This is a genomic window from Albidovulum litorale, from assembly GCF_025751495.1.
Taxonomy (GTDB): domain Bacteria; phylum Pseudomonadota; class Alphaproteobacteria; order Rhodobacterales; family Rhodobacteraceae; genus Albidovulum; species Albidovulum litorale.
In genome coordinates this window covers 469307-495140 of record NZ_JAOWKZ010000003.1, presented here as the reverse complement: position 1 = coordinate 495140, position 25834 = coordinate 469307, and the positions used below count along the sequence as shown (strand labels likewise).

Annotated in this window: 24 protein-coding genes, 1 tRNA gene and 1 other RNA gene; 15 read left to right on the top strand and 11 right to left on the bottom strand. The window is 61.7% G+C overall.

The genetic code is table 11. The features are described 5' to 3' along the window. Positions 1 to 94 precede the first annotated feature (94 nt). Positions 95 to 706 (top strand): carboxymuconolactone decarboxylase family protein, encoded by a 612-nt coding sequence (locus OEZ71_RS13305; RefSeq protein WP_263740470.1) that lies wholly within the window; start codon positions 95 to 97, stop codon positions 704 to 706. A 1119-nt stretch (positions 707 to 1825) separates the two neighbouring features. On the opposite strand, the gene OEZ71_RS13300 is transcribed toward OEZ71_RS13305, so the two are convergent. Further along, positions 1826 to 1915: transfer RNA gene (locus tag OEZ71_RS13300), tRNA-Ser, on the bottom strand. Positions 1916 to 2079: 164 nt separating this feature from the next. Between OEZ71_RS13300 and OEZ71_RS13295 the strand changes: the two genes are divergently transcribed. From OEZ71_RS13295 to OEZ71_RS13280, 4 genes are all read left to right on the top strand, one after another. Next, positions 2080 to 2913 carry a DUF2059 domain-containing protein gene (locus OEZ71_RS13295; protein WP_263740469.1) on the top strand — a complete coding sequence of 278 codons (834 nt, stop codon included), beginning with the start codon at positions 2080 to 2082 and terminating at the stop codon, positions 2911 to 2913. Between the two features lie 88 nt (positions 2914 to 3001). Further along, positions 3002 to 4228: a hypothetical protein gene (locus tag OEZ71_RS13290; protein WP_263740468.1), complete on the top strand. Its 1227-nt coding sequence runs from the start codon at positions 3002 to 3004 to the stop codon at positions 4226 to 4228. Continuing rightward, entirely contained in the window at positions 4225 to 5580 is a 1356-nt protein-coding gene (locus OEZ71_RS13285; RefSeq protein WP_263740467.1) for a cytochrome P450, read from the top strand. The genes OEZ71_RS13290 and OEZ71_RS13285 overlap by 4 nt, the downstream gene beginning before the upstream one ends. A gap of 821 nt (positions 5581 to 6401) precedes the next feature. Further along, positions 6402 to 6674, top strand: a complete 273-nt coding sequence (locus OEZ71_RS13280; protein WP_263740466.1) for a hypothetical protein — start codon at positions 6402 to 6404, stop codon at positions 6672 to 6674. 3 nt (positions 6675 to 6677) lie between these two features. Here OEZ71_RS13280 and OEZ71_RS13275 read toward each other — a convergent pair whose 3' ends face one another. From OEZ71_RS13275 to ssrA, 9 genes are all read right to left on the bottom strand, one after another. Further along, the gene (locus tag OEZ71_RS13275; RefSeq protein ID WP_263740465.1) at positions 6678 to 6905 is read right to left on the bottom strand and encodes a ribbon-helix-helix domain-containing protein; all 228 of its coding nucleotides are present in this window, start codon (positions 6903 to 6905) and stop codon (positions 6678 to 6680) included. Beyond that, entirely contained in the window at positions 6902 to 7069 is a 168-nt protein-coding gene (locus OEZ71_RS13270) for a DUF4169 family protein (RefSeq protein ID WP_318527850.1), read from the bottom strand. Before OEZ71_RS13270 ends, OEZ71_RS13275 begins: the two co-directional genes overlap by 4 nt. Before the next feature lie 21 nt (positions 7070 to 7090). Further along, positions 7091 to 8485: a class II fumarate hydratase gene (fumC, locus tag OEZ71_RS13265; protein ID WP_263740464.1), complete on the bottom strand. Its 1395-nt coding sequence runs from the start codon at positions 8483 to 8485 to the stop codon at positions 7091 to 7093. Between the two features lie 102 nt (positions 8486 to 8587). Further along, positions 8588 to 9043 (bottom strand): SspB family protein, encoded by a 456-nt coding sequence (locus tag OEZ71_RS13260; protein WP_263740463.1) that lies wholly within the window; start codon positions 9041 to 9043, stop codon positions 8588 to 8590. Between the two features lie 91 nt (positions 9044 to 9134). Further along, on the bottom strand, positions 9135 to 10373 hold the full coding sequence (chrA, locus tag OEZ71_RS13255) for a chromate efflux transporter (RefSeq protein WP_263740462.1): 1239 nt from the start codon (positions 10371 to 10373) through the stop codon (positions 9135 to 9137). After that, positions 10370 to 11170, bottom strand: coding sequence for a chromate resistance protein ChrB domain-containing protein (locus OEZ71_RS13250; RefSeq protein WP_263740461.1), 801 nt, complete (start codon positions 11168 to 11170; stop codon positions 10370 to 10372). Before OEZ71_RS13250 ends, chrA begins: the two co-directional genes overlap by 4 nt. 117 nt (positions 11171 to 11287) lie before the next feature. Beyond that, positions 11288 to 11941: a DUF1194 domain-containing protein gene (locus OEZ71_RS13245; RefSeq protein ID WP_263740460.1), complete on the bottom strand. Its 654-nt coding sequence runs from the start codon at positions 11939 to 11941 to the stop codon at positions 11288 to 11290. Between the two features lie 45 nt (positions 11942 to 11986). After that, the gene (locus OEZ71_RS13240; RefSeq protein ID WP_263740459.1) at positions 11987 to 12412 is read right to left on the bottom strand and encodes an ester cyclase; all 426 of its coding nucleotides are present in this window, start codon (positions 12410 to 12412) and stop codon (positions 11987 to 11989) included. A gap of 78 nt (positions 12413 to 12490) precedes the next feature. After that, positions 12491 to 12845, bottom strand: a transfer-messenger RNA (tmRNA) gene (gene ssrA / locus OEZ71_RS13235). A gap of 474 nt (positions 12846 to 13319) precedes the next feature. On the opposite strand from ssrA, the gene OEZ71_RS13230 reads away from it, so the two are divergent. The 6 genes from OEZ71_RS13230 (at position 13320) to OEZ71_RS13205 (ending at position 22043) form a co-directional block, all read left to right on the top strand. Continuing rightward, complete coding sequence (locus OEZ71_RS13230) at positions 13320 to 16355, top strand: aminotransferase class III-fold pyridoxal phosphate-dependent enzyme (RefSeq protein ID WP_263740458.1); 3036 nt, start codon at positions 13320 to 13322, stop codon at positions 16353 to 16355. Positions 16356 to 16435: 80 nt separating this feature from the next. Continuing rightward, positions 16436 to 17530, top strand: a complete 1095-nt coding sequence (locus OEZ71_RS13225; RefSeq protein WP_263740457.1) for a LacI family DNA-binding transcriptional regulator — start codon at positions 16436 to 16438, stop codon at positions 17528 to 17530. After that, positions 17527 to 18270: a transporter substrate-binding domain-containing protein gene (locus OEZ71_RS13220; RefSeq protein WP_263740456.1), complete on the top strand. Its 744-nt coding sequence runs from the start codon at positions 17527 to 17529 to the stop codon at positions 18268 to 18270. The genes OEZ71_RS13225 and OEZ71_RS13220 overlap by 4 nt, the downstream gene beginning before the upstream one ends. An 86-nt stretch (positions 18271 to 18356) precedes the next feature. Further along, positions 18357 to 20012 carry an amino acid ABC transporter permease gene (locus tag OEZ71_RS13215; protein ID WP_263740455.1) on the top strand — a complete coding sequence of 552 codons (1656 nt, stop codon included), beginning with the start codon at positions 18357 to 18359 and terminating at the stop codon, positions 20010 to 20012. Further along, positions 19996 to 21372 carry a GH1 family beta-glucosidase gene (locus OEZ71_RS13210; RefSeq protein WP_263740454.1) on the top strand — a complete coding sequence of 459 codons (1377 nt, stop codon included), beginning with the start codon at positions 19996 to 19998 and terminating at the stop codon, positions 21370 to 21372. Before OEZ71_RS13215 ends, OEZ71_RS13210 begins: the two co-directional genes overlap by 17 nt. After that, positions 21372 to 22043, top strand: a complete 672-nt coding sequence (locus OEZ71_RS13205) for an SDR family oxidoreductase (RefSeq protein ID WP_263740453.1) — start codon at positions 21372 to 21374, stop codon at positions 22041 to 22043. Before OEZ71_RS13210 ends, OEZ71_RS13205 begins: the two co-directional genes overlap by 1 nt. A 43-nt stretch (positions 22044 to 22086) precedes the next feature. Here OEZ71_RS13205 and OEZ71_RS13200 read toward each other — a convergent pair whose 3' ends face one another. Next, a complete protein-coding gene (locus tag OEZ71_RS13200) occupies positions 22087 to 23061 on the bottom strand; it encodes a LysR family transcriptional regulator (protein ID WP_263740452.1) in 975 nt (324 codons plus the stop codon). Between the two features lie 323 nt (positions 23062 to 23384). Here OEZ71_RS13200 and OEZ71_RS13195 point away from each other — a divergent pair, with 323 nt between their 5' ends. The 4 genes from OEZ71_RS13195 to OEZ71_RS13180 all read left to right on the top strand — a co-directional run bounded on the left by OEZ71_RS13195 (position 23385) and on the right by OEZ71_RS13180 (position 25780). Further along, complete coding sequence (locus OEZ71_RS13195; protein WP_263740451.1) at positions 23385 to 23540, top strand: hypothetical protein; 156 nt, start codon at positions 23385 to 23387, stop codon at positions 23538 to 23540. Positions 23541 to 23618: 78 nt separating this feature from the next. Continuing rightward, entirely contained in the window at positions 23619 to 23810 is a 192-nt protein-coding gene (locus tag OEZ71_RS13190) for a hypothetical protein (RefSeq protein ID WP_263740450.1), read from the top strand. Between the two features lie 95 nt (positions 23811 to 23905). Then, positions 23906 to 25210 carry a short-chain fatty acyl-CoA regulator family protein gene (locus OEZ71_RS13185; RefSeq protein WP_263740449.1) on the top strand — a complete coding sequence of 435 codons (1305 nt, stop codon included), beginning with the start codon at positions 23906 to 23908 and terminating at the stop codon, positions 25208 to 25210. Positions 25211 to 25411: 201 nt separating this feature from the next. Beyond that, positions 25412 to 25780 carry a response regulator transcription factor gene (locus OEZ71_RS13180; RefSeq protein ID WP_263740448.1) on the top strand — a complete coding sequence of 123 codons (369 nt, stop codon included), beginning with the start codon at positions 25412 to 25414 and terminating at the stop codon, positions 25778 to 25780. The last annotated feature ends 54 nt before the right edge of the window (positions 25781 to 25834 follow it).

Sequence of the window (25834 nt, the reverse complement as noted above, 5' to 3'; positions counted from 1 at the left end):
GGAAGCACCAGATAATACCCTCAAAAAGAAGAATCATCGCCGAGAACCAACCGCACCGATATTGTTTCATCATCGTGCTTGGGGAGGCCGATTGATGTTCATCAAGACAATAGAGCCGGAAGATGCGACCGGAGAGCTCGCAAAGCTTTACAGCGCGGAAGTGGCGTCGATGGGCCTGGTCATGCAGGCCACTCAGTGCTGGTCGGCTCGACCCGATGTCATTCTTCCCATCGAAAGCCTCTTACATCAGTTACGGGACGGGTTCTCGCTCGGCCTCCTCAATTTCAGGCTCATCACATTTGTCGCCGCAAAGTTCGTACCTTCTAGCTACTGCTCTCACGTCTACTTCCGGGCCCTGTCCCAGGCTCTGGGCCGGGAGACAGCACTTGCGATTAGGAGAGATCACCGGAACGCAGGTCTTTCAGACAAGGAAGTCGCGATGCTTGATTATGCTGCGCAGATCAGCCAGGACGCTTCGCGTGTAATTGAGGCCGACATCCAGAGGCTGCGTGTGCTTGGTTTCAGCGACCTCAACATCGCCGATATCGCACTTGCTGCATCGTTTCGCGCCTTTGTGAGCCGCTATTTCGATGCGGTCGGAGCGATGGTGGAACCCCAGTTTTTGGACACCGACCCTGAGGTCAGGGATGAACTATCGGTTGGACGAAAACTCGACAACGCGACAAACAATACAGACGCGACGTAAAGATTCGTAACTCGGCGCTTCAGGATCAATCACGATATCCCGGGGTAACCTTCCGAGAAGTTCACGCAAGATACCGGACGGCTGCATCGATGATTCTCCATGCTTGGTCGCTGCAGGTCATTCTAGTGAAGCGCAATACAAGGTGTCACTTTGAATTCTTTCGCCGAGTCCGCTTCTTCCCTCTTTGAAGACACCGTCGAACATCCGAAGTGTGTTTTGTCTGCGAAGCGAAGTTTAATCAAACAGGAACGCTGCTTGGTATCGTACGGCAGCTTTGTCCCGCATCGCGGTCATTGGCTTGGCCAGTACAATTCGAGCCTTAACCCACTGCTTAGCTGAGCCACCCAATTGAAGTGCCTTTCTTGGCCTCTTTCGGTTGACGCCGATCAAGTGGTTTTAGGAAGGGTGAGCGTACAGTTATCAGCGCAAGGGGGCTGTGGAGCCTGAGTAATTGGTTGGCCTACAGCAAAGCCGCCAAGGTTAGCTATGCATAATCGTCATTGCTCAATCTGGGTCCATGTTGTCGCCATCACTTGTGTACTGCTGGCGCAGCCGGTGCTCGCAGAAGAGCAGCGCTCGGACGGGGATACTGATCATGCAGCAAACCTTCTCAGAGCACGATGTGTCTTCTGCCACAGTCCAATTCTGATGCTTGGTTTTGCGAGGCGTCACGTCGAAACGTACGGCTATGACAGCTTTGCAGCTTTTTTATCGAAACATCATGCTCCGGACGAGGAAGCTCGAACAGAGATTATCAATTTCCTATCCAAGAGCTTCTTAAAAGGAGCTCAACGCTGAGGTTTCGCGACGTTTCTATGAGCGTTCTTCGCGGTCCGAGAGCGCCTATCGCCATGCCGAGGTCTTGGTGCGTTCGGGCGGTAATAATTTTTCAGCGTCCTACGACCTTTCCGAGGGTCACGAGCGAAAGGGCCGGGAGGGGAGGTAGATTCTTCCGAGCCAGCTAACACTGAACCGCTCGCCCCGTTCATCCGGTATAAACCGTAACATTTTGGGCTTTCACGCGGCGGGCACCGAAATCACAATGGCGGTCATAATGGGGGATGAATTCGCGCTTTTTTTGGTTATGTATTTGTATTTAAGCAATTAATAGATGAGATTTGGCGGAGAGACAGGGATTCGAACCCTGGGTGGGCTCACACCCACAACGGTTTTCGAGACCGCCCCGTTCGACCGCTCCGGCACCTCTCCGCGTCAGGGGTCGTTGTGCGCGGGATTTAGCGGGCCGCGCGCAGCAGCGCAACCCGTAATTTTCGCAAGGTTTGGCCTTGGTGGACTCAAACGAGTGCGCCGGGTTCTTGGCAGAAGCATCCTGTGCGACTAGGTGTATGTCTCCACTCGATCGAGGACCATCCATGTTCCGCCTTGCCGCAGCGCTACCTGTCGCACTCTTTTTCTCGCTGGCCGACTCATCCCGTGCCGCCGACAGTGACGTGACGGAATTGAGCGCCGCGCTCCAACTGCCCGAAGTCTTTGCTGTGATGACCGAGGAAGGGCTCGGTTATGGCCGCGAGCTCGAAGCTGACATGTTTCCGGGCAGTGGCGGCGCCCGGTGGAATGAAGCGGTCGCCGGCATTTATGAAACAGGGCGCATGGTCGACGGTTTCTCCGAAGCGTTTGAGGCAGCACTTGACACTTCCGGTGGCAATGTCTCCTCGATGCTAGAATTCTTTTCGTCCGATCTTGGCCGCCGGGTTGTCGCGCTGGAAATCTCGGCCCGCCGTGCCCTTCTCGATGAAGCCGTTGACGAGGCGAGCCGGGCGAAACTGGACGAAATGCGGGAGACCGGCGACCCCCGTCTGGAACTGATCGAGGAGTTCGTTTCGGTCAATGATCTTGTCGATGCCAATGTCACGGGCGGGCTGAACGCCAACTATGCTTTTTACCTCGGACTGGCCGACGCCGGCGCGTTGCCGTCGGCGATGAGTGAGGATGAGATAATCGGCGAAATCTGGGGGCAGGAGGCCGATATCCGCGACGAAACAGAGATATGGATCCTGTCCTATCTGGCCATGGCCTACGCTCCGCTGTCCGACGAGGAGATTGGCGAGTATATCGACTTTTCCGAAACCGAGGCCGGGCGTGACCTGAACCGGGCGCTGTTCGCCGGATATGATACTGTTTTCGAGGATGTGTCGCGCCAATTGGGGCGGGCTGCAGGCGCTATCCTGGCTGGGCAGGACCTCTGATCGGGCAGAAAGCGGTTCCTGATTGGTATTGCCGGGCAATCTCCGCTAGCATCACTGCCAACAGAGGCAGGCGGCAGGCGGCAGGCGGATGCAGCGCGGGAACCGGGACAGGGTTGCGCGTCGGCGGGTGTTCTACATCCCCGGCTACGATCCTTTTCATCCACGCCGCTACCGCGAGCTTTATCGCAGCGAAGCCAGGGCGCAATCCGAAATATCGGGATATGATGTAGCGTTCTCTCCGAGGCGTCCGGGCACCGCTCATGGTTGGCAGGTGGTCGGCCGGATGGAGCGTGGCGAGACCGAGGCCGGGATCGAGGTGCTGGTCTGGTCGGATATCGTGCGATCCTCGATGGCCGAAGGGATCATCGCAACCTACGGCCAGCTTGCCAGAACGGCCTGGACCTATGTCGCCTCGGGGGTGATCTTCCGTGTCATGCGGCTCAGGAAGGGGCCGACGATTGCCGCGCTCTATCCCGTGGTGGTTCTGCTGCTGCAATTATTCGTGGCGACGGCAGCGGGCTGGGGCGCGGCGCTCTTGCTGGGCCGGGGGCTTGGGGCGGCGGGAATACCGCCCGAAGTCGGCTGGATCGGGGGTGTCGTGCTGGTCTGGGCGGTGCTCTGGCGGTTTCGCGCGCTCGATGGCCGGATCTACGCTTATTATCTGATGCATGATTATGCGTTCACCGCGCAGGAGGGCGGCGCCTATCCGGCCGTGCTCGAGGCGCGGCTGGCACAGTTTGCAGACCGGGTCGCGGCCGAACTGCAGGAGGACTGGGATGAGGTGTTGGTTGTCGGACATTCCTCCGGCGTGCATCTGGCTGTCTCGGTGCTGGCCGATCTGATCCGGGCGGGCAGGGTGCCCGCATCCGGGCCCGCGCTGGGGTTTCTGTCGCTCGGTCATGTCGTGCCGATGGCCGCCTTCCTGCCGCGCGCGCGTCGCCTCAGGGCCGATCTCGCCTTCCTTTCGGCGCGAGACGAACTGACCTGGGTCGATGTCACAGCACCGGGTGACGGTTGCGCCTTCGCGCTCTGCGACCCGGTCAGCGTGACCGGCGTCGCCCCGCCCGGTAAACGCTGGCCGCTGGTCATCTCCGCTGCATTCACCCAGACCCTAAGCCCGGAACGCTGGCAGGCATTGAAGCGGCGGTATTTCAGGCTGCATTTCCAGTATCTGTGTGCTTTCGACCGACCGGGCGACTATGACTATTTCCGCATCACGGCAGGGCCTCAGACCCTTTCAGCCCGGTTCCGCGACCGCAAGCCGTCACAAAGCCGGATCGAGCGTGTGGCAAACCATTACCGGGATATCGCATGATCGCTCCGAAACCTGCCTCCCGTCCTGACAAGGTGTCGCTACTGCGATACCTGCGACTGTTCAGGGCCGATATTCTCTCTGCACAGCCCGCCAGGCTTTATCGCGCCTGGATGGCCGAGTTCCGCACGCCTTTTTTTCGGTCGTACCTTTGCAATGATCCGGAGTTGATCGACCGCGTGTTGAATGAACGCCCTGCGGATTTCCCGAAATCCGACCGGGTGCGCGAAGGGTTGTTGCCGTTGCTTGGCCGCTCGGTTTTTGTCACCAACGGCGAGGAATGGGCGCGGCAACGGCGGATCATCGACCCTGCTTTTGCAGGTGGTAGGCTGCATCAGAGTTTTCCCGCAATGCTCGGGGCGGCCGAGGCTGCGCGCGACCGGATGGCGGCACGTGCGGGAACGGTGGTCGAGGTAGAGGAAGAGACAAGCCACGCTGCTGCCGACGTGATCTTTCGGACGCTGTTCTCGATCCCGATTGAGCATGAGATCGCATCCGGCGTGTTCCACGCCTTCCGCCGATACCAGCGGGCGCAGCCGCTCTTGAACCTCGCCGCTTTCCTGCCGCTGCCGCGCTGGGTTCCGCGGTTCCATCGCCCGGGCATCCGCCGGGCTGCGCGCGAGATCCGGGGCCTTATCGCCCGACTGACGACCGGGCGTGCAGCCGAAATCGCCGTCGGCACCGCGCCCGATGATCTGGCAACAAAGATCATGACGACCGTCGATCCGGAAACAGGCGACCGCTTCGATGCCTCCGAGATGGTCGATCAGGTCGCGATCTTTTTCCTGGCGGGACACGAGACCTCGGCATCGGCCTTGGCCTGGGCGCTCTATCTGCTGGCCACCGATTCCGAGTTGCAGGCGCGCGTCGCCGCGGAGGCGCGGGAGGTTCTGAGCGAAAAACCCGTCTTTGCCGATGTCGCCCGGTTGAAACTTACCCGCGATGTCTTCCGTGAGGTGCTGCGGCTTTACCCGCCGGTGCCGATGATGGTGCGTGAGGCGCGCTGTCCCGTCCGGTTCCGAGATCGGGCGGTTCCGCGCGGGGCGCAGATCGTCATCAGCCCCTGGCATGTGCACCGGCATGAAAGGCTGTGGGACCAGCCCGATGATTTCAATCCCGGGCGGTGGCGGAGCCCCGAGGGGCGCGACAGTGCGCGGCGTGCGTTCCTGCCGTTTTCGTCAGGCCCTCGGGTATGCCCCGGGGCCGGGTTCGCGATGATCGAGGGACCGCTCCTGCTCGCGCTCCTCGTCCGCGATCTGGAATTCTCGACGGAAGGATCGCCGCCAGTTCCGGTTGCCCATCTCACGGTCCGGTCGCAGGCGGGCATTTTGCTTCGGGTTGCGTTACGGCAGTAGCCGCCGCGATGACGACGGGAGCAACCTTTGGTGGTGGTTGCCTCTTTGTGGTGGCGCGCCAGGTTTGGCGAATCGGGTTTCGAGGACAAGCGCCGAATTGGTCCTCATCTCTAAAAAAGGCCAGATAAAGGCGGTTAGAGAGTAAAAATCACAATTTTGCCACGATTCAGGCGATCTGCTAGATGGAAAATCGAGGGTGACGCCACGTTACTTGGCTTGAGTGTAAATACAACCATTAAGGGATTTGTTAAGACTGTCGCCGCAATTGACTATGTCACCACATCGGGCGGCAACGCCCGTCGGGGCCGCAGGCGCACTCAGGTGCTGGCCCCGATTATACATCCGTCGGGGGGCGGGTAATGATGTTGAACTGGTTTTCGCGGCACTCACGGCGAGGGCTCTGCTTTCCCCGGGAACTTGCCGGTGCATATCCGTATCGCCTTTCCGTCCTTTGGTATCCGGTCGTCTCAGCCGTTCACGAACAGTGTTGCCGACCTCTCAGTCTCTCGTGAGGAAATAGCGGCCCTGCTGCAGCGGGAACGTAACTAGTTTTCGGGCGCATGTGCGTCGCGGGCCTGTCTGAGCATTTGAGAAATGCACAGTATGGATCGCGGATTTTCCCCTTAGGGCCGCAAGAGTGCGGAAAAGCTGTTGCGTCCAGACAACAAGTGTCAACGCCGTTGGTGGGAAATCAATAAACTCTGCAACCGGGAATTGATCCGAGAAGAGAAACTATCGCAGTCTTAGCTCTGGCCTGCGATTCTTCCGTCATCAAGGGCGAAGAGATCGTGTGAGGATTGTCGTGACCCTGGGGAGGGAACATGACGTTACAGGAATATCATTGCGGTCAAGCGGGGCGTCACGCTGCCAGCAGCCTTCTACGCATCGCCATCCCGTCCTGGCGCTTTGTCGGTATTCATGTTGAACCGGAGCCGGAGTTCGAAACCGTCTCGCGCGAGGAAATCCAGGCACTCTTTTCCGGGGAACTCAAATCCAGACCCCGCCGCAGGGACCTGACCGACGATGAAGAATATCAGAAATTGCTCTCAACTAAGCTGCGGCGCGCGCTTTACCCTCACCCTGTCGCAAGCTGAGTATCAGCGTACGTCAAGCCGGGCCTGAAGATCGTTCAGAACAAACAGCCGTATCGCCGTTGCAAGGCCGGTTTCGGCATCACGCGCAGCATCGATTTCTGCCGCGAGCGCGTTGATTGGCTGATCCCTGGTTTCGGCAATCTGCCTGAAGGCGCGCCAGAAAGGTTCTTCCAGTGACACGCTCGTCCGGTGCCCGTTCAGGGTCAACGACCTTTTGAGCGGACGGCTCACGTCTCCGGGTCCTCGCGCCGGTGCTGGTCGAGGTGCCGGGTCGCGCGGGCGGCCGTATCCTCTTCCTCGGCCTTGGCAATCTTGCACCGACCGAAGCGGGCGGCGTTTTCCGCCGCCTTTGCCCGGTCCTTGGCACGCTCGCGCCGCTTCCGCTCGGTTCTCAGGTTGACGATCTGTGGCAGGTCTTAGTCCTCCGGGCCGACCATGAGTTCCGGTCGGACGATGCGGTCGAACGTCTCGCCATCGACGAAGCCAAGCGCGATGGCCTCTTCGCGGAGCGTCGTACCGTTCTTGTGCGCGGTTTTGGCGACCTTGGTCGCGTTGTCATAGCCGATGGTGGGGGCGAGTGCCGTGACCAGCATCAGCGACTCTTTCATAAGCTTGTCGATCCGCGCCACGTTCGCCTCGGTCCCCACAACCATGTTGTCGGTGAACGACCCCGCCGCGTCGCCCAGAAGCTGCATCGATTGCAGCACGTTGTAGCTCATCATCGGGTTGTAGACGTTCAGTTCGAAATGACCCTGCGACCCCGCAAAGCCCACGGCGGCGTCGTTGCCCATCACATGAGCGCAGACCATCGTCAGCGCCTCGGCCTGCGTCGGATTGACCTTGCCCGGCATGATCGACGACCCCGGCTCATTCTCCGGCAGGATCAGTTCGCCGAGGCCGGACCGGGGGCCGGAGCCCAGAAGCCGCATGTCGTTGGCGATCTTGAAGAGGCTCGCGGCGACCGTCTTCAACGCCCCCGAGAACATGACCATCGCGTCATGTGCCGCAAGTGCTTCGAACTTGTTCGGGGCGGTGACGAAGGGCAGGGAGGTAATCTCGGCGATCTTGGCGGCAATCGCCGTATCCCAGCCCTTTTTGGTATTCAGCCCGGTGCCAACCGCAGTGCCGCCCTGCGCCAGTTCATAGATGTCGGGCAGGCAGGCCTCGACCCGCTCGATCCCCTTCTTCACCTGATGGGCGTAGCCGCCGAATTCCTGGCCAAGTGTCAGGGGTGTGGCGTCCTGAGTGTGGGTGCGGCCGATCTTGATGATGTCCTTGAACTCATCCGACTTCGCCGCCAACGCGCCATGCAACTTACGCAAACCCGGCAGCAGCACATCGCGCGCCATCATGCCGATGGCGACATGCATCGCGGTCGGGAAGGTATCGTTCGACGATTGGCCCATATTGCAGTGGTCGTTCGGATGGACGGGCTTCTTCGACCCCATCTCGCCGCCGAGGATCTCGATGGCGCGGTTTGACACGACCTCGTTCGCGTTCATGTTCGACTGGGTGCCCGATCCGGTCTGCCAGACGACCAGCGGGAAGTTGTCGTCGAACTTGCCCGCCACGACCTCAGAGGCCGCCTGTACCATTGCCTTGCCGATGGCGGGGTCGAGCTTGCCGGTCGCCATGTTGACCTCGGCCGCTGCCTGCTTGATCACACCAAGCGCACGGATGATCGCAACGGGCTGCTTTTCCCAGCCGATGGGGAAGTTAATGATCGAGCGCTGGGTCTGCGCCCCCCAGTACTTGTCGGAGGGAACCTCAAGCGGGCCAAAGCTGTCGGTCTCGGTGCGGGTCTTGGTCATGGCGAAGGTCCGTCCTTGGAAGATGTCGGACCCTGCCTAAGCGATTCCGGCCGGGGGGCCAAGGACGATGTCGTTAACGGTGGCGCTAACGTCGCTAAAGCGTCACTTCCGCCATTTGTCGAGGCTGACAACCTCGGCCTCTTTCCGCGGCGCGGTGGCCTCCGCGGTGTCGTCTTCGTCCTCATCCTCCTCGTCGTCGTCGCTGTCCTGCGTTTCGAATCGCAGGCCAAACTCGACTGAGGGATCGACGAATGTGCGGATCGCGTCGAAGGGGATGTAAAGCGGTTCCGGGTTGTCTCCGAAATTCAGCGTGATGGCGAAACCGTCGTCATTCACGCTCAGCGCATCGTACCAATGCTGCATCACCACCGTCATCTCCTCGGGATACCTTTCGCGCAGCCAGTCGGCGAGCTGGGCCGAGGGATGGCGTGTATCGAAGGTGATGAAGAAGTGATGTTCGCCGGGCAGACCATGCCGTTCGACCCCGCGCAAAACCTCCAGAATCAGGCCCCGCATCGCGCGGTGCATGAGGTTGCCGTAGTCGATGGTTTTACTCATATTTTGCGGTCTTCCCGTGGCTGCGTGACGGCCAGCATAAGGGATTCGAACCGGAATGAAAGGGCCCTTGCCGCGCGTACGCGGAGCGTTGTCACCGGACCGCTGAAAGGGCAGCGCCGACAAGTGCGGCGATGCCGAGAACAGCGATCATGTTCCAGCGCCGCCGCAACAGGAGCCAGGCGCACAGCAAAGCAATCAGCGTGGGTTGCCAGTGAAAGGACGCGAACTCCGGAACAGGCAGGGGCAAACCGCCGAGACTATTCGTGCGGGCGAAGAACAGATGCAATGCGAACCAGATCGCCAGATTGGCTATGACGCCGACGACGGCGGCGCTGACGCCGGACAGTGCGGCGGCCAGACGCGGGCGTGTGGCGGTCCATTCGATATATGGCGCGAAAGCGAAGACCCAGAGAAAGCAGGGCAGGAATGTCACCCAGATCGTCAGCGCAGCCGCCGAGATGGCGAGGCCCACCCCGCCCTGGTGTGATCCGGCAAGATAGCCCACGAATTCGGTCACGAGAATTAGCGGTCCCGGAGTCGTCTCGGCCAACCCCAGCGCATCCATCATTTCAGGTGTCGTCACCCAGCCGTAATCCTGCACGACGGTTTGGGTCATGTAGGCCAGAACGGCATAGGCGCCGCCGAAGGTGACAACGGCGAGCTTTGAGAAGAAGAGGCCGATTTCCACCAGAAAGTCCTGTCCCCAAAGCGCAAGGGCTGCGACCGGTGCCCACCAGAGCCCGAGGCCGGCCGCCACTGTTCCGGCAAGGCGGGGATGGTTGGGAAGGGCTATATCCTTGGCGGGCGGGCGCGGCAGAAGAGTTGCCCCTGCGATGGCAGCCGCAACGACAATGACCGGGAAGGGCAGATTGAAAGCGAAGATCGCGATGAAGGCGAGGACCGCAATCGCATAGGCCGCTCGTCCTTTCAGCGCCCGACGGGCCACCCTGATCAGGGCCTCGATCACGATCACCACGACGGCAGCCTTGACGCCGAGAAAAAGCGCCGAGACCAGCGGGACCTGTCCGAAGGCAGAATAAAGTGCCGCCAGCAAAAGGATCACCGCCGCGCCGGGCAGCACGAAGAGGCCACCCGCGATCAGTCCGCCCCTGATGCCACCGAGCTTCCAGCCCGCATAGGTGGCAAGCTGCATCGCCTCGGGTCCCGGTAAGAGCATGCAAAAGCTGAGCGCCCGGAGGTACTCCTCCTCGCTCAGCCAGTCGCGTTCCTCCACCAATTCGCGGTGCATCAACGCGATCTGCGCGGCAGGCCCGCCGAAGGAAAGGATGCCGATCCGGCCGAAGACCGTCCAAAGCTGAGGGTCGCTCATGCCTTGCGCCCCGCTGGCCAGTCATGGCCTTCTTCGAACCCGTCACGGGCCCAGCGGTAGAGCGCGTCATACATGAGCATTCCGGCCTCAAGCTGCTCCAGATCGTCCTTGTATTGCCGCGAGAGACCGACCGACAGGGCCAGGAGTCCTGCCGCCTGCGGCGCCAGATCGTGACGGTCAGTGTCGGCCCCTCGCACGACAAGCGCCAGCCGGTCGAGCGGTTCGGTGTGAAGCTGGAAGTCGTCGAGAAGGGCGTCAAATGAGCATTTGCCGCCCCGATGCGAGAAGGTGACGCCTTCGATGTCGAAGGGCGCGGCGTTGAATTTTTCTGCTACGGCGGACACTTCCGCTGGGGCGACAAATAGGAACTGCGCGTCGGAGTCGATAAATCGCCGGATCAGCCAGGGGCAGGCGATGCGGTCGATCTTGGGCCGGTGTCGTGTGACCCAGAGGCGCGAGGCGGACAGGGCGGCAGCGGGGATCATCGGCAAACCGGCGGCCTGCCAGGCCAGAATGCCTCCCTCCAGTGTTTCGGCCCTAACTCCGTGGCAGCGCAGGATCGCGGCCGCCCCTTCCGAGAGTTTCAGCCCTTTTTTGCAGATCGCTATGACCGGACGGTCCCCGATTTCGGTGACAAACTCGGCGATCCGGCCGAAGGGATATCGCCGCGCGCCGGGTATCAGATGCGGGTTGTCGGCAAAGTCGTCGTTCATACAAGTGTCGATAAGGACGGGACAATCGGGCGTGCCGATAAGGCGGGCGAGTTGTACGGGTGAGATAGAGCCGAAGCCGGGCATGGGGCATCCTTTGGGTTGATCAAGAAGGATGCGACGCTTCTGGCCTCGGCCTCACGGGGCGCGGTCGCAGGCCCCACAGGTTGACGCTTGCATGGTTGATCAGGTGTGGTCAAGCCCTCAGCCGAGCGGCCTGGCAACCTCGCGCAGGATCTTGGCGCGGATGGCCCGCGGATAATCCTCCAGCCCGCGCGCGGTCAATACAAACCCGTTCCGGGTGACGACGTAACGCCGATAGAACTCGGTGATCGGCGTTGCCTGTCCGATATCCTCGATGGCGACGGCATTGATCTCGATCCCCGCAGCCTCGGCCCCGGTGCGTTCGGGCGCAAGGGGAAAGCCCGCATTCTGTGGCCCGTCGCCGGATATATCGATCACTTTGCGGCGGCAGTCGGAGACCGCCGCGAACTGCTGGACCGAAAATGCAATGGCCTCGCCCACCGCCGTGTCCGACCCGGAATAGGCGCGCTTGAGATCGCGGGCGCGATCCGAGAAATCCGCGACCTCTTCATAGCTGAGCATGCGCCGCCAGGGCATTGACAAATTCTGTTGTCCGGTGCCGGACCATTCGACAACCGCCAAGGCCACCTGTCCGAGCACCAGTGCATCCGCGATTTCCGGATCGGCGAGCGCATCGGCCAGTCCCTGAACCTGCAAACGGTATTCGCCGCGGTCGATCGACCCCGACACATCAATGGTCAGAACGAGCGCCAGGTCGCAGGCCAGAACCGGCTGCGACAGCAGAAGGAGGGCAGGAAGAAGGGCACGTTGCATGGTCCAATCATGCGACCGAACCCCATCACCGGCAATACCCGCGGTTCAACTGAGTTTCTCGCCTGAAAGAAGGAGCATGAACGCATCTTGCGGCAGCAGTCCGGCCTGTTCGAAGAAGGTGATGAAGTCGAAGCAATTATAGGCCTCGGTGATCTTGCCGTCCTCGATCCGCACCATCACCTGCCCGCGCGCAAGGATCGGATCGATGCCATGGGCGGTCGAGGCCTTCACGACGATCTGGGTCCAGAGCCAGTCGCCGATCTCATGGCTGCGTTCAATGTCGATGGAAAGGTCACGCACGAGGGCCAAGAGCGCCGGTACCAGCGCCTTGAAATCCTCCACCCCGACCTGGCCGTCCGGCATGATCCCATCGGCCCCGGCGCGCGGCGCAAAATAGGTGTCGATCGCGTCAAGGTCCGCTTTAACCCAGACGCGGTTGTACCAGTCCTGAAGTAGTTCGAGATTTGTCATCATGCCTCCGTCGGCCCGGGACGTCGCGCGTATGGACGCAACCCTAAACGGACGTTCTTGACGAAGCATGAAGAGGGAAGTGCAGGCTTCTGTTGCCAGGTGCCTGCGAACCCCGCCTTACGCTGCTAGGCGCAAGGGCTTAAGTTTCGATAGATCGAACTGCTTACGCAGCCAGAGCCATCGGAGCACGGTTGTTATTGGCAACTGTACTTTGCGGACCGATAACGGTGGTACCTCACCGGGACAAAGCAAACCCCTTTAGACGTTCGTCGATCCTGTTTCGGCCCCATGTCCCGCCAATACCGGGAGTTTGGTGGAGCCGCCGGGTACCGCCCCCGGGTCCGATCCGCTTATTACGAGCGCGTTTATGTCCATAGTCCGGGCGGACCCGAACAACGCAAATATAGGAGGAGGGGCAGGGGCCAGCAAGAGGCGATCGGTTTTGTTTGAATCGGATGCTGCGGGCGCCGTCCAGACAAGTCATTGAAATAAATTTTGAAAACTGGGCGGCATAGTGGCATGTCTTAAGCAGGCTCACACTCAGTTCCCTGATGCGAACTGTATTGCATTCTGCGATGCCGTCATGTTCGGACCGATCTAGCCCGACCAGGGGATATTTTAGGTTCCGTCATTTTCCCTCGGACGGGAAACGATCGTTGGTGGATTTTTGGATGGCGGTATTCCCGGCTGCGACACGGCGGCATACTAGCGGGACGATGAGTTCTCGTCCGGTTGCTTGAATCTGATGGGTTGCAAACAATAAAATCGTTTATATTGTCCGAGTGAAACACGCGTCGATGCTCGGGGGGCGCAGCATTGCGATGGCAAAAATGTCGGGGCTTGCCGCATGACGACTTTCAAGAGCCTATTGGCCCCGTTTCACATTTACCAGCCAACCGGAGATGCCATGTCCGCCTTCACAACGCCGCCGCCCGATCTTGCTCCGGCTCAGATGCAGACACTCGTCCGGCGTCTCTACGGATTCGCTGGTGAGGTATCGCCACTGATTTCAGAGCGGGACCAGAATGCCCGCATAGATGCTGGCACCGGAACCTTCGTGCTGAAGATCGCCAATGCCGGTGAAGACCTGGACCAGATCGCATTGCAGAACGCCGCGATGTCGCATCTCGGACGTGCCGGCGTGCAAGGCGTTCCTCAGGTCGTTCCGACGCTGGCAGGAGTTGACACTGCAGAAGTTGACGTGAGCGGCGCCAAGTCTATCGTAAGGCTTGTAACGTGGCTGGATGGTGCTTTGCTAAGTGGCGGCCCCCGCAGCCTTAACCAGCTGCAGAACCTTGGAGCCTTCATGGGCAGGGTCACCCGGGGACTACAGGGTTTCGGACATCCCGCCGCTTTCCGGTCGGATTTCATTTGGTCGCTCGACCACGTTGGCAATCTGTCGTCTTGGGACAGTTACATTGCAGCGCCCGCGCGCCGCCGGATGGTCGAGGGTCTGTTCGCCAGATACAGCGACAGGGTCGCGCCGCGTTTGCCGGGGCTTCGTGCGTCGGTTCTGCATCAGGATGCCAACGACAACAACGTGATCGTCGATGCCAGTGATCCTGATCGCATTGTCGGGCTGATCGATTTCGGCGACATGTCGTTTGGCCGAACGATCAACGAACTGGCGATCACCTTGGCTTACGCGCTTCTGGATGCTGACGACCTCTATGCATCGATGCGGGCCATAATCGGTGGTTACGTGTCGGAATTCCCGATCACTGAGGATGAGGCCGAAGTTCTTTTCGACCTGATGCGGATGCGGCTGGCGGCGTCTGTATGTATATCCTCCCGGCGGGCCAAGGAGCATCCGGACAACGCATATCTGACCATCTCGCAGGAACCTGCTTTCAGACTGCTTGAACGGCTCGACACTCTCGATCCAGAATTCATGGTGGCGCTATGCCGCTGCGCCGCTGGCTTTGACGCCACCCGCTCAGAACAAGCGGTACGGGCGCATCTCGCCAGGTCTGAGGCGTCGCCGATGTTTCATCCCGACATCGCCCGCTCGGCCCGGTTCGCGCTTCTGACCAACGCGCCACCTGCGGGCATGCCCGACATCAAGGACCGCGCGTGGGACGATTGGTTTGTAGCGCAGAGACCCGCCAATCTTCCACTCAATGTCGGGTTTTATGGCCTTGGATCTTATGGGGAAAAGCGGTCTGTCTACACTGCCGCACAATTCGCCGATGCGGCTAGTGAGGAACGACGCACGAGGCATCTGGGGATCGACGTCTTCGCCTCCGCAGGCACACCGGTTCATGCCCCCTTTCCGGGGCGGGTTCATACGATCGCCTACAATGCCGAACCCCTCGATTACGGTCATACCCTTATCATTGAACACGCGACACCAGAGGGCGTGCCCTTCTATACGCTTTACGGTCATCTCGGCGGGTCATTGCCAGGGCTTTTGGCCGAAGGGCAGGAGGTCGCGGCGGGGGAGCTTATCGCCCACTTCGGCGACTGGGACGAAAACGGCGGCTGGGCACCGCATCTGCATTTTCAGGTCATGACCGACATGCTGAGCCAGAAGGGCAATTTCTTCGGTGTCGGCCATGACAGCCTATGGGATGTGTGGTCCGGCATCTGCCCCGATCCGAATCTGATCCTGCGGCTCGCCCCGGAGAGCTTCATCGTCGATCCGAACCCGCCAGCTAAGCTTATGGATCGGCGCTCTAAGTCGATTGGCCCTTCATTGTCAATCTCATACGCCGAAAAGCTGAAGGTAGTGCGGGGTGAGGGGCCGTGGCTGATCGACCATACCGGGCGCAAGTATCTGGATGCGGTTAACAACATCACCCATGTCGGCCATTGCCACCCGAAGGTGGTAGAGGCCATCGCCCGGCAGGCAGCCGTTCTCAACACCAATACCCGTTACCTGAACGACCTGATGCTCGATTTCTCCGACCGGTTGACGGCGAAACTGCCCGGCGACCTGAAGGTCGCCTACTTCGTCAATTCCGGGACCGAGGCGAATGAACTCGCGCTGCGCATCGCGCGGACGGCAATCGGCAAGAAGTCCACCGTCGTGCTAGACTGGGCCTATCACGGCAATTCCGGCGGGATGGTCGATATCAGCCCCTACAAGTTCAAGCGCAAGGGCGGCTATCCGCAGCCAGACTTCGTGGAAATAGCCGAGTTTCCAGACCCTTATCGCGGCCCACACAAAGGTATGTCCGAGGCGTCCGGCCGGGCCTATGCCGCTGACGTGGCTCGCTGCCTCGATGCGGTGGAGGCCAAGACAGGAAGTGGGGCGGCTGCCTTCATCGCCGAGTCGATCTCGGGCGTCGGTGGACAGGTTGTATATCCTGACGGATATCTCAAGGCCGCCTACGACCATGTCCGCGCACGCGGTGGCGTCTGCATTGCCGATGAGGTGCAATGCGGTTTCGGGCGTGTGGGGTCTACCTTCTGGGGCTTCGAATTGCAGGGCGTGGTGCCGGACATCGTGGTAATGGGCAAACCCATCGGCAATGGCCATCCACTCGGAGCGGTGGTTGCAACGCCGGAGCTTGCGGCGTGTTTCGCCAACGGGATGGAGTATTTCAACTCCTTCGGCGGCAATCCGGTGTCGATGGCCGTGGGTCTTGCCGTACTCGACATTATCGACGGCGAGGGTTTGCAGGCGAAGGCGCTGGAAACGGGTGACTATATGCTCGCCCGGTTCGAAGAAATGGCTGATCGCCACCCGCTCGTTGGCGATGTCAGGGGGCGGGGGCTCTTTTCCGGCATCGAACTGGTTCGCGACCGCACGACGAGGGAGCCTGCGACCGAAGAGGCGGGCCGGATCGTCAACCATATCCGGCAGCAGGGCGTGCTGGCATCGACCGACGGACCCCTGGACAACGTCCTCAAGTTCAAACCGCCGATGGTCTTCGGTCGGGCCGAGGCGGACATCCTGATCACGGCGCTGGAGGCGGCCTTGGCAGAGGTCGGTGCATGAGTCCGTTGACAGGTATCGAAAAGACTATAAAAACGTTTTTATAAGCCGCTACGTCAGCGGCATCCGTCACCGGGGGGATCATGACGGCAAAAACGGCTCATCGCTCAGCGCCCGCCCGGCGCCCGACGGTGAAAACGCTTGCCGAAATGACCGGTTACTCCATCGCCACCGTATCAAAGGCGCTGAACGACTCGCCCGTTGTCACGGATGAAACCAAGGCCCGGATTCGCGCGGCGGCGGAAAGCGTCGGCTACGCGGCCAACCCGCGTGCGGCCTCACTCCGCACCGGGAAAAGCTTTCAGGCCGCAGTACTTATGCCGATTTCGGTGGCTGAGGGGCACGAATGGCACGGCGTGGAATATGCCGAAATTCTGAGCGGGATCAGTCGCGCACTTGAGGGCTCGTCTTACCAGCTTTCGGTCCACCTTATCCGCGACGCCGAGGATGGTCGCAATGTCGCCGAAAGGATCGTCCGGCGAGGGCTGGCCGACGGGATTGTCTTCTCCGGTATCCGCCGGAACGACCCACGGGTCGCCTATCTCAGCAGCATGGACTTTCCGTTTGTCGCCATGGGGCATTGTGATACCGCCAGCGGTCACGCCTATGTCGATATCGACAGTGGCTGGGTCGCAGGGGACGCGACGCGTCGCCTGATCTCGGGTGGGCACCGACGGATCGCGCTGATCAATCCCGACCCCGATTTTGCCTATGCGCAGGACCGTATCGCAGGCTTTCGCGCGGCTTTTGCCCAAGCGGGGCTCGCGCCCTGCGACGACCTGATTGCCGAGGGCGACCTGACTGCGCGGTTCGGGCGGGAAAGCCTGCACCGCTTGCGTGCTGTGACCGATCCGCCAACCGGTTTTGTCTGTGTGAACGAGGCGACGACGCTTGGCCTGCTGGCCGGTCTGCGCGATCTCGGCCTCAGTGCGGAAGCCGATGTCTCGGTAATTTCCTACGACGACCTCAACGTGTCCGAATACTTCGCCCCGCCACTCACAACCTATTTCCAGCCGGTCGAGGAGCTCGGCCGGTGTCTGGGCGAATTCCTTCTCCGCCGCATGGCGGGGGAGGCGCCGGGCGACCTTGTCAGGGTCTTCCGGCCAAGACTGATCCCGCGTCAGCCCGACCGGCTGGCGGATGCGGGGCAAACCCATCAACAGAGGAGAAAAGCATGAAGACCACATTCCTTGCCGCGGCCTTTGCCGCCCTTGGCCTTGCTGCCAATGCCGCCGATCTCGGCGGCGCCCATCTCATGGTCGGGTCCGATACGACCTATCCGCCGATGGAAACGGTCGATCCGGCGACCGGGCAGATCGTCGGCTTCGACGTCGACGTCGTGAACGCGATCTGCGAACGCATCAACTGCACCGCCGAGTTCGTCACCACCGCCTGGGACGGCATTTTTGGCGCGCTTCAACAGGGTGAGTTCGACCTTGTCGCCTCGGGTGTCTCGATCACCGATGAGCGCAAGCAGACGATGGACTTCACCGAAGCCTACCTCGTCGTGAGCCAGGCCGTGCTGATGCAGGTCGAGGATGAGGGCATGACCATCGACGATATCAAGGCTTCGGGCCGCAAACTGGCCGCGCAGACGGCAACAACCAATGCCGACCTCGCTGAAGAACTCGTCGGCCGCGACAACGTCGCGCTTTACGACACCTTCGTCGGTGCGGTCGTGGCACTTCAGAACGGCGATGTGGCCGGCGTGATCATCGACGGCACTTCGGCTGCCGCCTATGAAAAGGAGTTTGCGGGCGACCTGATCATCGGCATCACCGGGTTGCAGGCCGATCCCCTTGGTCTTGTCTTCCGCAAGGGCGATGAAAACGTCGCGGCCTTCAACGAAGGTCTTGCGGCGATTCAGGCTGACGGCACGCTTGACGCGCTCGTCGCGAAATACTGGACGACGAACTGACCTTTTGACCGGGCCGAAGGGCCCTGTCCGGCCGTGCGCAGCGTAACGCGCACGGCCCTCTCTTTCCCTGACCGATAGGCCCCGCGATGCACCGGCTTGCCCGTATCCGACCCAGCAACCTCGTCATCCTGACGGTTCTGCCCTTCATCCTCTATCTTTTCACGATGGTGCCGAATTACCGCCGCTCGATCACCGCCATCGTCGGGATCGAACCGGGGGCGGGCGTGCTTCTGCGTGACTGGCTCTTGGTGATGGCCATGCTGGTTGCGGGCATCGTCTGGCCGCTCCTGCGGCGGCGGGGAAAGGCTGATGGTGGGCACGGCCGGGCCGTGGCGATGGCGGCGCTGATCGGCAATGCGGTTCTGGCCGTGGCATTGGCGGCATTGGGCGACATCTCGGCGCTTGCCTCGTCCATTGTCGCCAACGCGCTCGACCCGGTGACCTCCGATCTGGTGGTGCGCGCGGTCACCCCGCGCCAGTTGACGCCCGAGGGCGCGGCCCTCGTAACGGCACAACTCGGCACGGGGCTCTGGCTCTATGCGGTTCTTGCCGCGGGGTTGGCGCTCACCGGGCTGGTGGAGCTTGGCACGGGCAGGGGGATCGGCCGCTGGGTGCCGCTGGGGCTTCTGCTCCTCAACGGTGCGGGGCTGGTCTATCTGATGCTGGTTGCCCATATCGGCTTTGCCTCGGGCCTGTTCACCACGTTGCGCGCGGGGATATTCGCCTATCTGCTGGCCGCCTGCCTTGGCCTGATCTGGGCGGGGCTTTTGTTTCTCAGCCCCTCGCGCAACACAACGAAGGTCTGGGGCGCGGTCTGTGCCGGGGCGCTGGTACTGGCGGGCGTGCTCTGGATGCAGCCGCATGAGAGTTTCGTCCTGACCGGTACGCTCGAAAAAAGGGTCGCCATCGTCAAGGGCACGCCCAAGGCGCTGGTCGATGCAGTGCGGTTCGGTGAGTTCGAAGGCGCGCCGGAGAGGGAGATCGGCCTGCGAAGTACGGCCTCGAACGACAATGCGCTGAAGCTGATCGAGGATGGGTCACAGGTTTCCGCCGCGCTCTTGCCTGCCGAACTTGCGCCGGAGGGCTTGCAGGTCCTGTGGCAGACCAGCCAGTTGCCTGACAGGTTCCGCATTCCGGCGGTGTTTCTGTTCGTCGGCGGTCTCCTCTTGGGCCTTCTGACCTTCTCCGCCCACCAGCATGGGCGCCACCCCCTGTCAGTCAGCGCCGAGTTCTTCATCGACACGGTGCGCGGCATTCCGATGCTGGTAATTATCCTTTTCGTCGGCCTGCCGTTCGCAGGCGCACTGAAGGACGTTTCGGGTGGTACGATCGACATGCCGAACGTGCTGAGGGGCGTCATCGCTATCGCCATCGGCTATTCCGCCTACCTCGCCGAGATCTTCCGCGCGGGCATAGAGGCCGTGCCGCAGGGCCAGGTGGAGGCGGCGCGGTCGCTCGGCCTCAACAACTACAAGGTGGCGCGACTTGTCGTCCTGCCGCAGGCGCTGAAGATCGTTATCCCACCCCTCGGCAACGAATTCATCGCGATCCTCAAGGATACCTCGCTGCTCTCGATCCTTTCGGTCCGCGACGTGACGCAAAGGATGCGGGAATTCCAGTCGGCGAGTTTCCTGCCCTTCGCGCCCTTCAACTCCGCCGCGATCCTCTATGTCTGTCTGACCCTCGCGGCGGCGAGCCTGATTGCCAGTATCGAAAGGCGCTACGATGTTAAACGCCGCTGACACGTTCCCGCTGGAGGAGCGCGCCGCCTCGCTTCGGCTGCCCGAGGGCTTCGTCCTCGGCGCGGCAACGGCGGCCTATCAGATCGAGGGTGCCATTCACGCGGAGGGCAAGGGGGAAAGCATCTGGGATAGCTTCACCCGCCGCCCCGGCGTGATAGTCGATGGCACGTCGGGCGAGACGGCCTGTGACAGCTATCACCGTTGGTCCGACGATATCGCGCTTTTGCGCGAGATGGGCCTTGGCGCCTACCGCTTCTCGCTCGGCTGGGCGCGGATGCAGCCGGGCGGGCAGGGGGCGTTGAACGCTGCGGGTGTTGCCTACTACGACCGGCTGATCGACGGGCTGCTGGAGGCCGGGATAGCGCCTTATGTCACGCTCTATCACTGGGATCTGCCGCAGGAGTTGCAGGAGAGGGGCGGGTGGTACAGCCGCGAGACCTCGGAACGTTTTGCCGACTACGCGGAACTGGCAGTTGCGGCCATCGGCGACCGGGTGGGTCATTGGACGACGCTGAACGAGCCCTGGACCTTTGGCTGGTTCGGCCATGCTTACGGCGAGGACGCTCCGGGTTTGGCCGATGGGGTGAAGGGCGGGTTGGCGGCCAGCCACCATGCGCTGCTGGCCCATGGGATGGCCGTGCCCCGCATCCGCTCCGCCGCGCCGGGGGCCGAGGTGGGGATCGTGCTCGATCTGAACGTCGTCAGCCCGGCCAGCGATGCGCCCGAGGACGTGGCGGCGGCAAAACGCTTCGAGGGCGTGCAGAACCGCTGGTATCTCGATGCCGTCTTCAGGGGCGAATATCCGGCAGACATTCTGGAGCTGTGCGCGGACCTTCTGCCGGAGATACGGCAGGGCGATACCACGACGATCGCCCAGGCCCTCGACTATCTCGGCGTCAATATCTACCGCCGTTCGGTCATCGGCGCGGGGGCGGAGCTGCCGCCCTTGAGCTTCGCCAGGGTGAATCCGCCGGGGCGCTACACGGCGACGGGCTGGGAAATCTGGCCGCGCTGCATCCGCGACGCGCTGGATTTCGTGCACCGGGAATACGGGCCGAAGAAACTGCTGATCACCGAAAACGGCATGGCGACGCCGCCCGAAGTGCCGGGGTCGGACGGACAGGTGCATGATCCTGAACGCGCCCGCTATCTTGTCGAACATCTCGAACATGTGGCCGAAGCCGCACGCGCCGGGGTGCCCGTGAAAGGCTATTTCGCCTGGACGCTGATGGACAATTTCGAATGGGCCTCGGGCTATACCGTGCCGTTCGGTCTGGCCCATGTCGATCCCGACACGCGGGACAGGCGGTTGAAGCTGTCGGGCGAGGTCTTCGGCCGGATTGCCCGGAACACCCGCTGATGGCCACGGTCCTCATCACCGGCGCGAACCGGGGACTCGGGCGCGAACTCGCCCACCTTTACGCGGCAAAGGGAGGCGAAGTCATCGCCTGCTGCCGTGATCCCGGACGGCGGGGAGAGGACATCCTGGGCGATGTGCGCTGGCTGCCGCTTGATCTCGCGGACGAGGCTTCGATCCTGTCTTTCCCGGCGCTGCTGGGTGGGGCGGCCATTGACATCCTGATTCACAACGCCGCGATACGGGGGGCGACAGGCGGGATCACTGATGTGGGGTTCGCCGATTTTGAACAGGTGATGCGGATCAATGCCGCGGCCCCCCTGATCCTAACGCGAGAACTCAGACCGAACCTAATGGCGGGGGACGCGCGGACAGTCGCCATGATCTCATCCCGCGCAGGCTCGATTGCCGAAGGGCTGGACCCCGATGGCGATTATGCCTATCGCTGCTCGAAGGCCGCGCTCAACATGGCTGCCCGCAAACTGGCCTATGACGATCCCGCGTTGACGGTGCTGTTGCTGCATCCCGGCTGGATCAAAACCGATATGGGCGGACCGGAGGCGGAACTGGATGTCGCTGACGCGGCACGCGGTCTTGTAAGACGGATTGCGGATGCTGCTCCGGAAGACAGCGGAAGTTTCCGCACATGGTCCGGCGAGCGCGTGGCGTGGTAGTTGCCCCGCGCAACGTGCCCGAAAAGGGGCCGATACCACCTGTTCACTCGGTCAATATTGTCAGTGACCCGGAAAGCCAGGGCATTGCGGCAACTCCGGGCTCGATCACCGCTGTCTTGATAATGGACCGAAGCTTGGTGCACAGGACCCCCGAGATCTCGTCGTTCCAGTCGGTCCTGTGATAAAGCGAGATCGTGCGCGAAAACCCTGCAAAGGGCAGGGGGTGGATATCGACCTGCCCGAGGAACCGCCGGGCTTGGAGGACGCCGAGCGGCGTGGTAATCGCCCAGCCCGCGCCGCTCGCGACGATGCCGAACATCGCCTGGTTGCTGTCGATCTCGATCCGGCTCGGCGGTTCCAGCCGCCGACGCCTGAGATGGGCTGAGATCTGTCGGCCAACGAGTTGCCTTTGGTCGTATCGCACCAGTGGCAGCTCACCGAGTTCAGCGATATCCTGTGGTGCGCTCGGCAGGTAGCCGCGTGGAATGATGATGACGAACGGATCGCGCAGGATCGGCCATTCCACCAGTCCGGCAGGAAGCTCCGGCGGTCGCGCGGCGATGCCGATTTCATTTTCACGAGCGAGAAGGTCTTCGATGATGATGTGGCTCGACGCAGTCATGATCGACATGTCGCAGTAGGGCAGCAGCCGGGCGAGCGAAACGGCAAGGCTCGGGATTACCTCACCGTTGAAATCGTCGATGTAGCCGATGCGCAGCGTCCGGAGGCGACCGAGGTCTTTCAGCGAAACCTCGGCGGCGCCTTGCCTGAGATGCTGAAGCGCCTGACGCACATGCAGGAGGTATCCGCGCCCCGCCTCGGTCAGTTCCAGCGGGCGGCGGTTGCGGTCGACCAGAGGTTCACCGAGCGCCGTTTCCAGGTTCTTCAGTTGTTGCGACGCGGCTGGCGGGCTGAGCCCAAGTCTGCGCGCAGTATCATGCAGCGACCCGGTGCGCGCCAGTTCGTCGAAGACTTCAAGCCCTCGTAGTGTGATCGATCTGTTTTCTGCAAGCTCCATGGGGGGTTATGATCCAAGATTGCTCTCGAATGTAAAGATCAATCCGGTTCAAGTAGCGGCATCTGTGCCACGCCATCAGATAGTCGGGACCAGCCTCTTCCTCGTCTTTCACGTCCGAGACCAAGTGAGACCATTAGGTAATCCCGGATCTGACCTATGGAACCCGTGTTCGGATGCTGTGCCCTTGCCGCTGCCGCCGAGTTGCAGGATGAAGATTGATCCCGGTCAAGGCACGGGCTCAGCGCGCGTGACACCTTAATCGGGTTCAGATATCGGCGGCGCGATCACACCGCGACCACAGACGCAGTTGGAAAGGAAAGAGGATGACCACGATCTCATTGTGGACGATGCGCGGTTTGGCGCTGCTGACATTTGTCGTGCTGGCTGGATGCGAGACGCCAGATGCCGGGGTGGTTGAATGCGAGGAAGGCGTAAGCGATCTCAGCCGTATGGCCGATGTGACGCCCCCGGCTTGCTGACCGCTAACACGATCATCGTGGTTTTTGCTTGCCCTCCGACGCTGTTCACGGTCTATCTCGGTCAGGAACAGCGGGCCTATGACCCGCGCTGGACGGGTGACGGCGGTGAAAAACACAAGTTTCAGACAAAGGGCGGCGGCGATATCTGTCGCGACGGTGGTTCTGCTGCTGGTGCAGGGTTGTGAACGCAATCCCTATCAACTGACGGAATGCGTCGACGGGAAACCCGTGGTCGAACGCATCCATGATGTCGCCCCGCCAAATTGCTGAATATCTGAAAAGCGACATGCAACGCTTTTGGAACGCTGGAAAAAGCTGTAAAGTGCGGCAGCGGGTCGTAGTGATCCGGTTTCGGGAGAGGTGCTGTGGCGCGGTCGGCTCTTACGGGAACGCGGGTTCGCGAACGCCGATTGCTGATTGGCATGAAGCAGGCCGGCCTGGCGCGGGCCGCTGGCATCTCCCCGGCCTATCTCAACCTTATCGAACATAACCGCCGCCGCGTGGGGCCAGAGCTTCTGAGCGTTTTGGCTCGTGCGCTCGGGGTTGAGGAGACGGCTCTTGCCGAAGGTGCGGAAAGCGCGCTCTTCGAGGGATTGCGTGAGGCTGCGGCGGCCGTAACAATCGAGGATGGCGCGGCAGAAATCGGCCGGATCGAGGAGTTCGTCGGCCGGTTTCCCGGCTGGGCCGCGCTTGTCTCGGCGCAGCAGGGCCGGATCGCGGGTCTGGAACGTGCCGTCGAGGCGCTGCATGAACGTATGGCGCATGATCCCTTCCTCTCGGCCTCTCTGCACGAGGTCGTGTCGGCCGTCACGTCGGTCCGTTCCACCGCCGCGATCCTTGCCGAAAGCGAAGAGATCGAGCCTGAGTGGCGCGCGCGCTTTCACCGCAATGTCTTCGAGGACAGTATCCGGCTGAGCGAGGCGGCGGCGGCGCTCGTGGCCTATCTCGATACGTCGCAGGAAGCCGAAACCGGTCTATCCTCGCCGCAGGAAGAGGTCGAGGCATGGCTGGCGAGGATGCACTATCATCTTGCGCCAATGGAGCGCGCTCATCCGCCCGCGCCGGAGACGCTGGTCGCCGGAGTGCCGGAACTTGCCAGCGGTGCGGCGCGGCAGCTGGCGCTCGCCCATATCCGCCGGTACCGGTCTGATGCACTGGCCCTGCCGCTTGACCGTTTCATGAAGGCACTCGCGGAATCCGGGCCCGACCCTGCGGCCCTCGCGCATGGGCTCGGTACCGGACTTGGCGCAGTCTTCCGGCGCTTCGCAACCTTGCCCGAAGGGGTAGGGCCACCTGTTGGCCTTGTTGCTTGTGACGCCTCGGGCACGCTGACATTCCGTCGTCCCGCGCCGGGTTTTGCGTTGCCCAGGCATGGCGCGGCATGTCCACTCTGGCCGCTTTACGAGGCGCTGATACGGCCGATGGCGCCGATCCGGGCGGTCGTGGAAATGGCCGGTCGGGTGCCGCAACGTTTTACCACCTACGCCTTTTCAGAGCCGAGTTTTCCCGGCGGTTTCGATGGTCCAAGAGTGGTCGAGGCATTGATGCTGATCCTGCCACCGCCTGAAGTGCTGGAAAGTGTGCCTAAGGCTATAGGGCCGTCCTGCCGGATCTGCCCAAGCGCCGATTGTGCTGCGAGGCGCGAACCTTCGATTCTGGTCGGCCGCTGATCCGCGCTTTCTGCTGTCATTGAAGGCTCCCGCCGGAGGCAACGAAGCGGATTTCTATTTGGCGAAAGCCGCGACATCTTTTTTCCGCGTGGGACGCGCGCGCAATCGGATCACCTCTGACAAACGGATTTTGACAGGAGTGGCTTCTTTCGGCGATAGTCGGCCTCAATCCGGCGGGGGCGATGGGGAGGCAGGCGGCAGATGGGACGACATGTCCTGCTGATCGAGGACGAGCCGCATATCGCAGAGGCGATCCGTTTCCTGCTGGCCCGCGACGGCTGGGCGGTGACAAGTCACAGCGATGGTACCGATGCCGTCGAGGTGATCCGGCGCGCCGCCCCCGATGTGCTGATCCTCGATCTGATGCTGCCCGGCCGGTCGGGCCACGAAATCCTCTCCGATCTCAGGGGGGATCCCGACCTTGCCACCCTGCCAGTGCTTGTGCTCTCGGCGCGGGGACATGCCGACACCCGCGCCAAAGTTGAACAGGCCGGGGCGTCGCGGTTCATTGCCAAGCCCTTCGCCAACGACGAGATCGTCGCTACACTACGACAGATGACACCTGTATGAGCGGTCAGACCATTGCGAGGCTGGACCCATGCCGTTGAAACAACCCAGATTTCT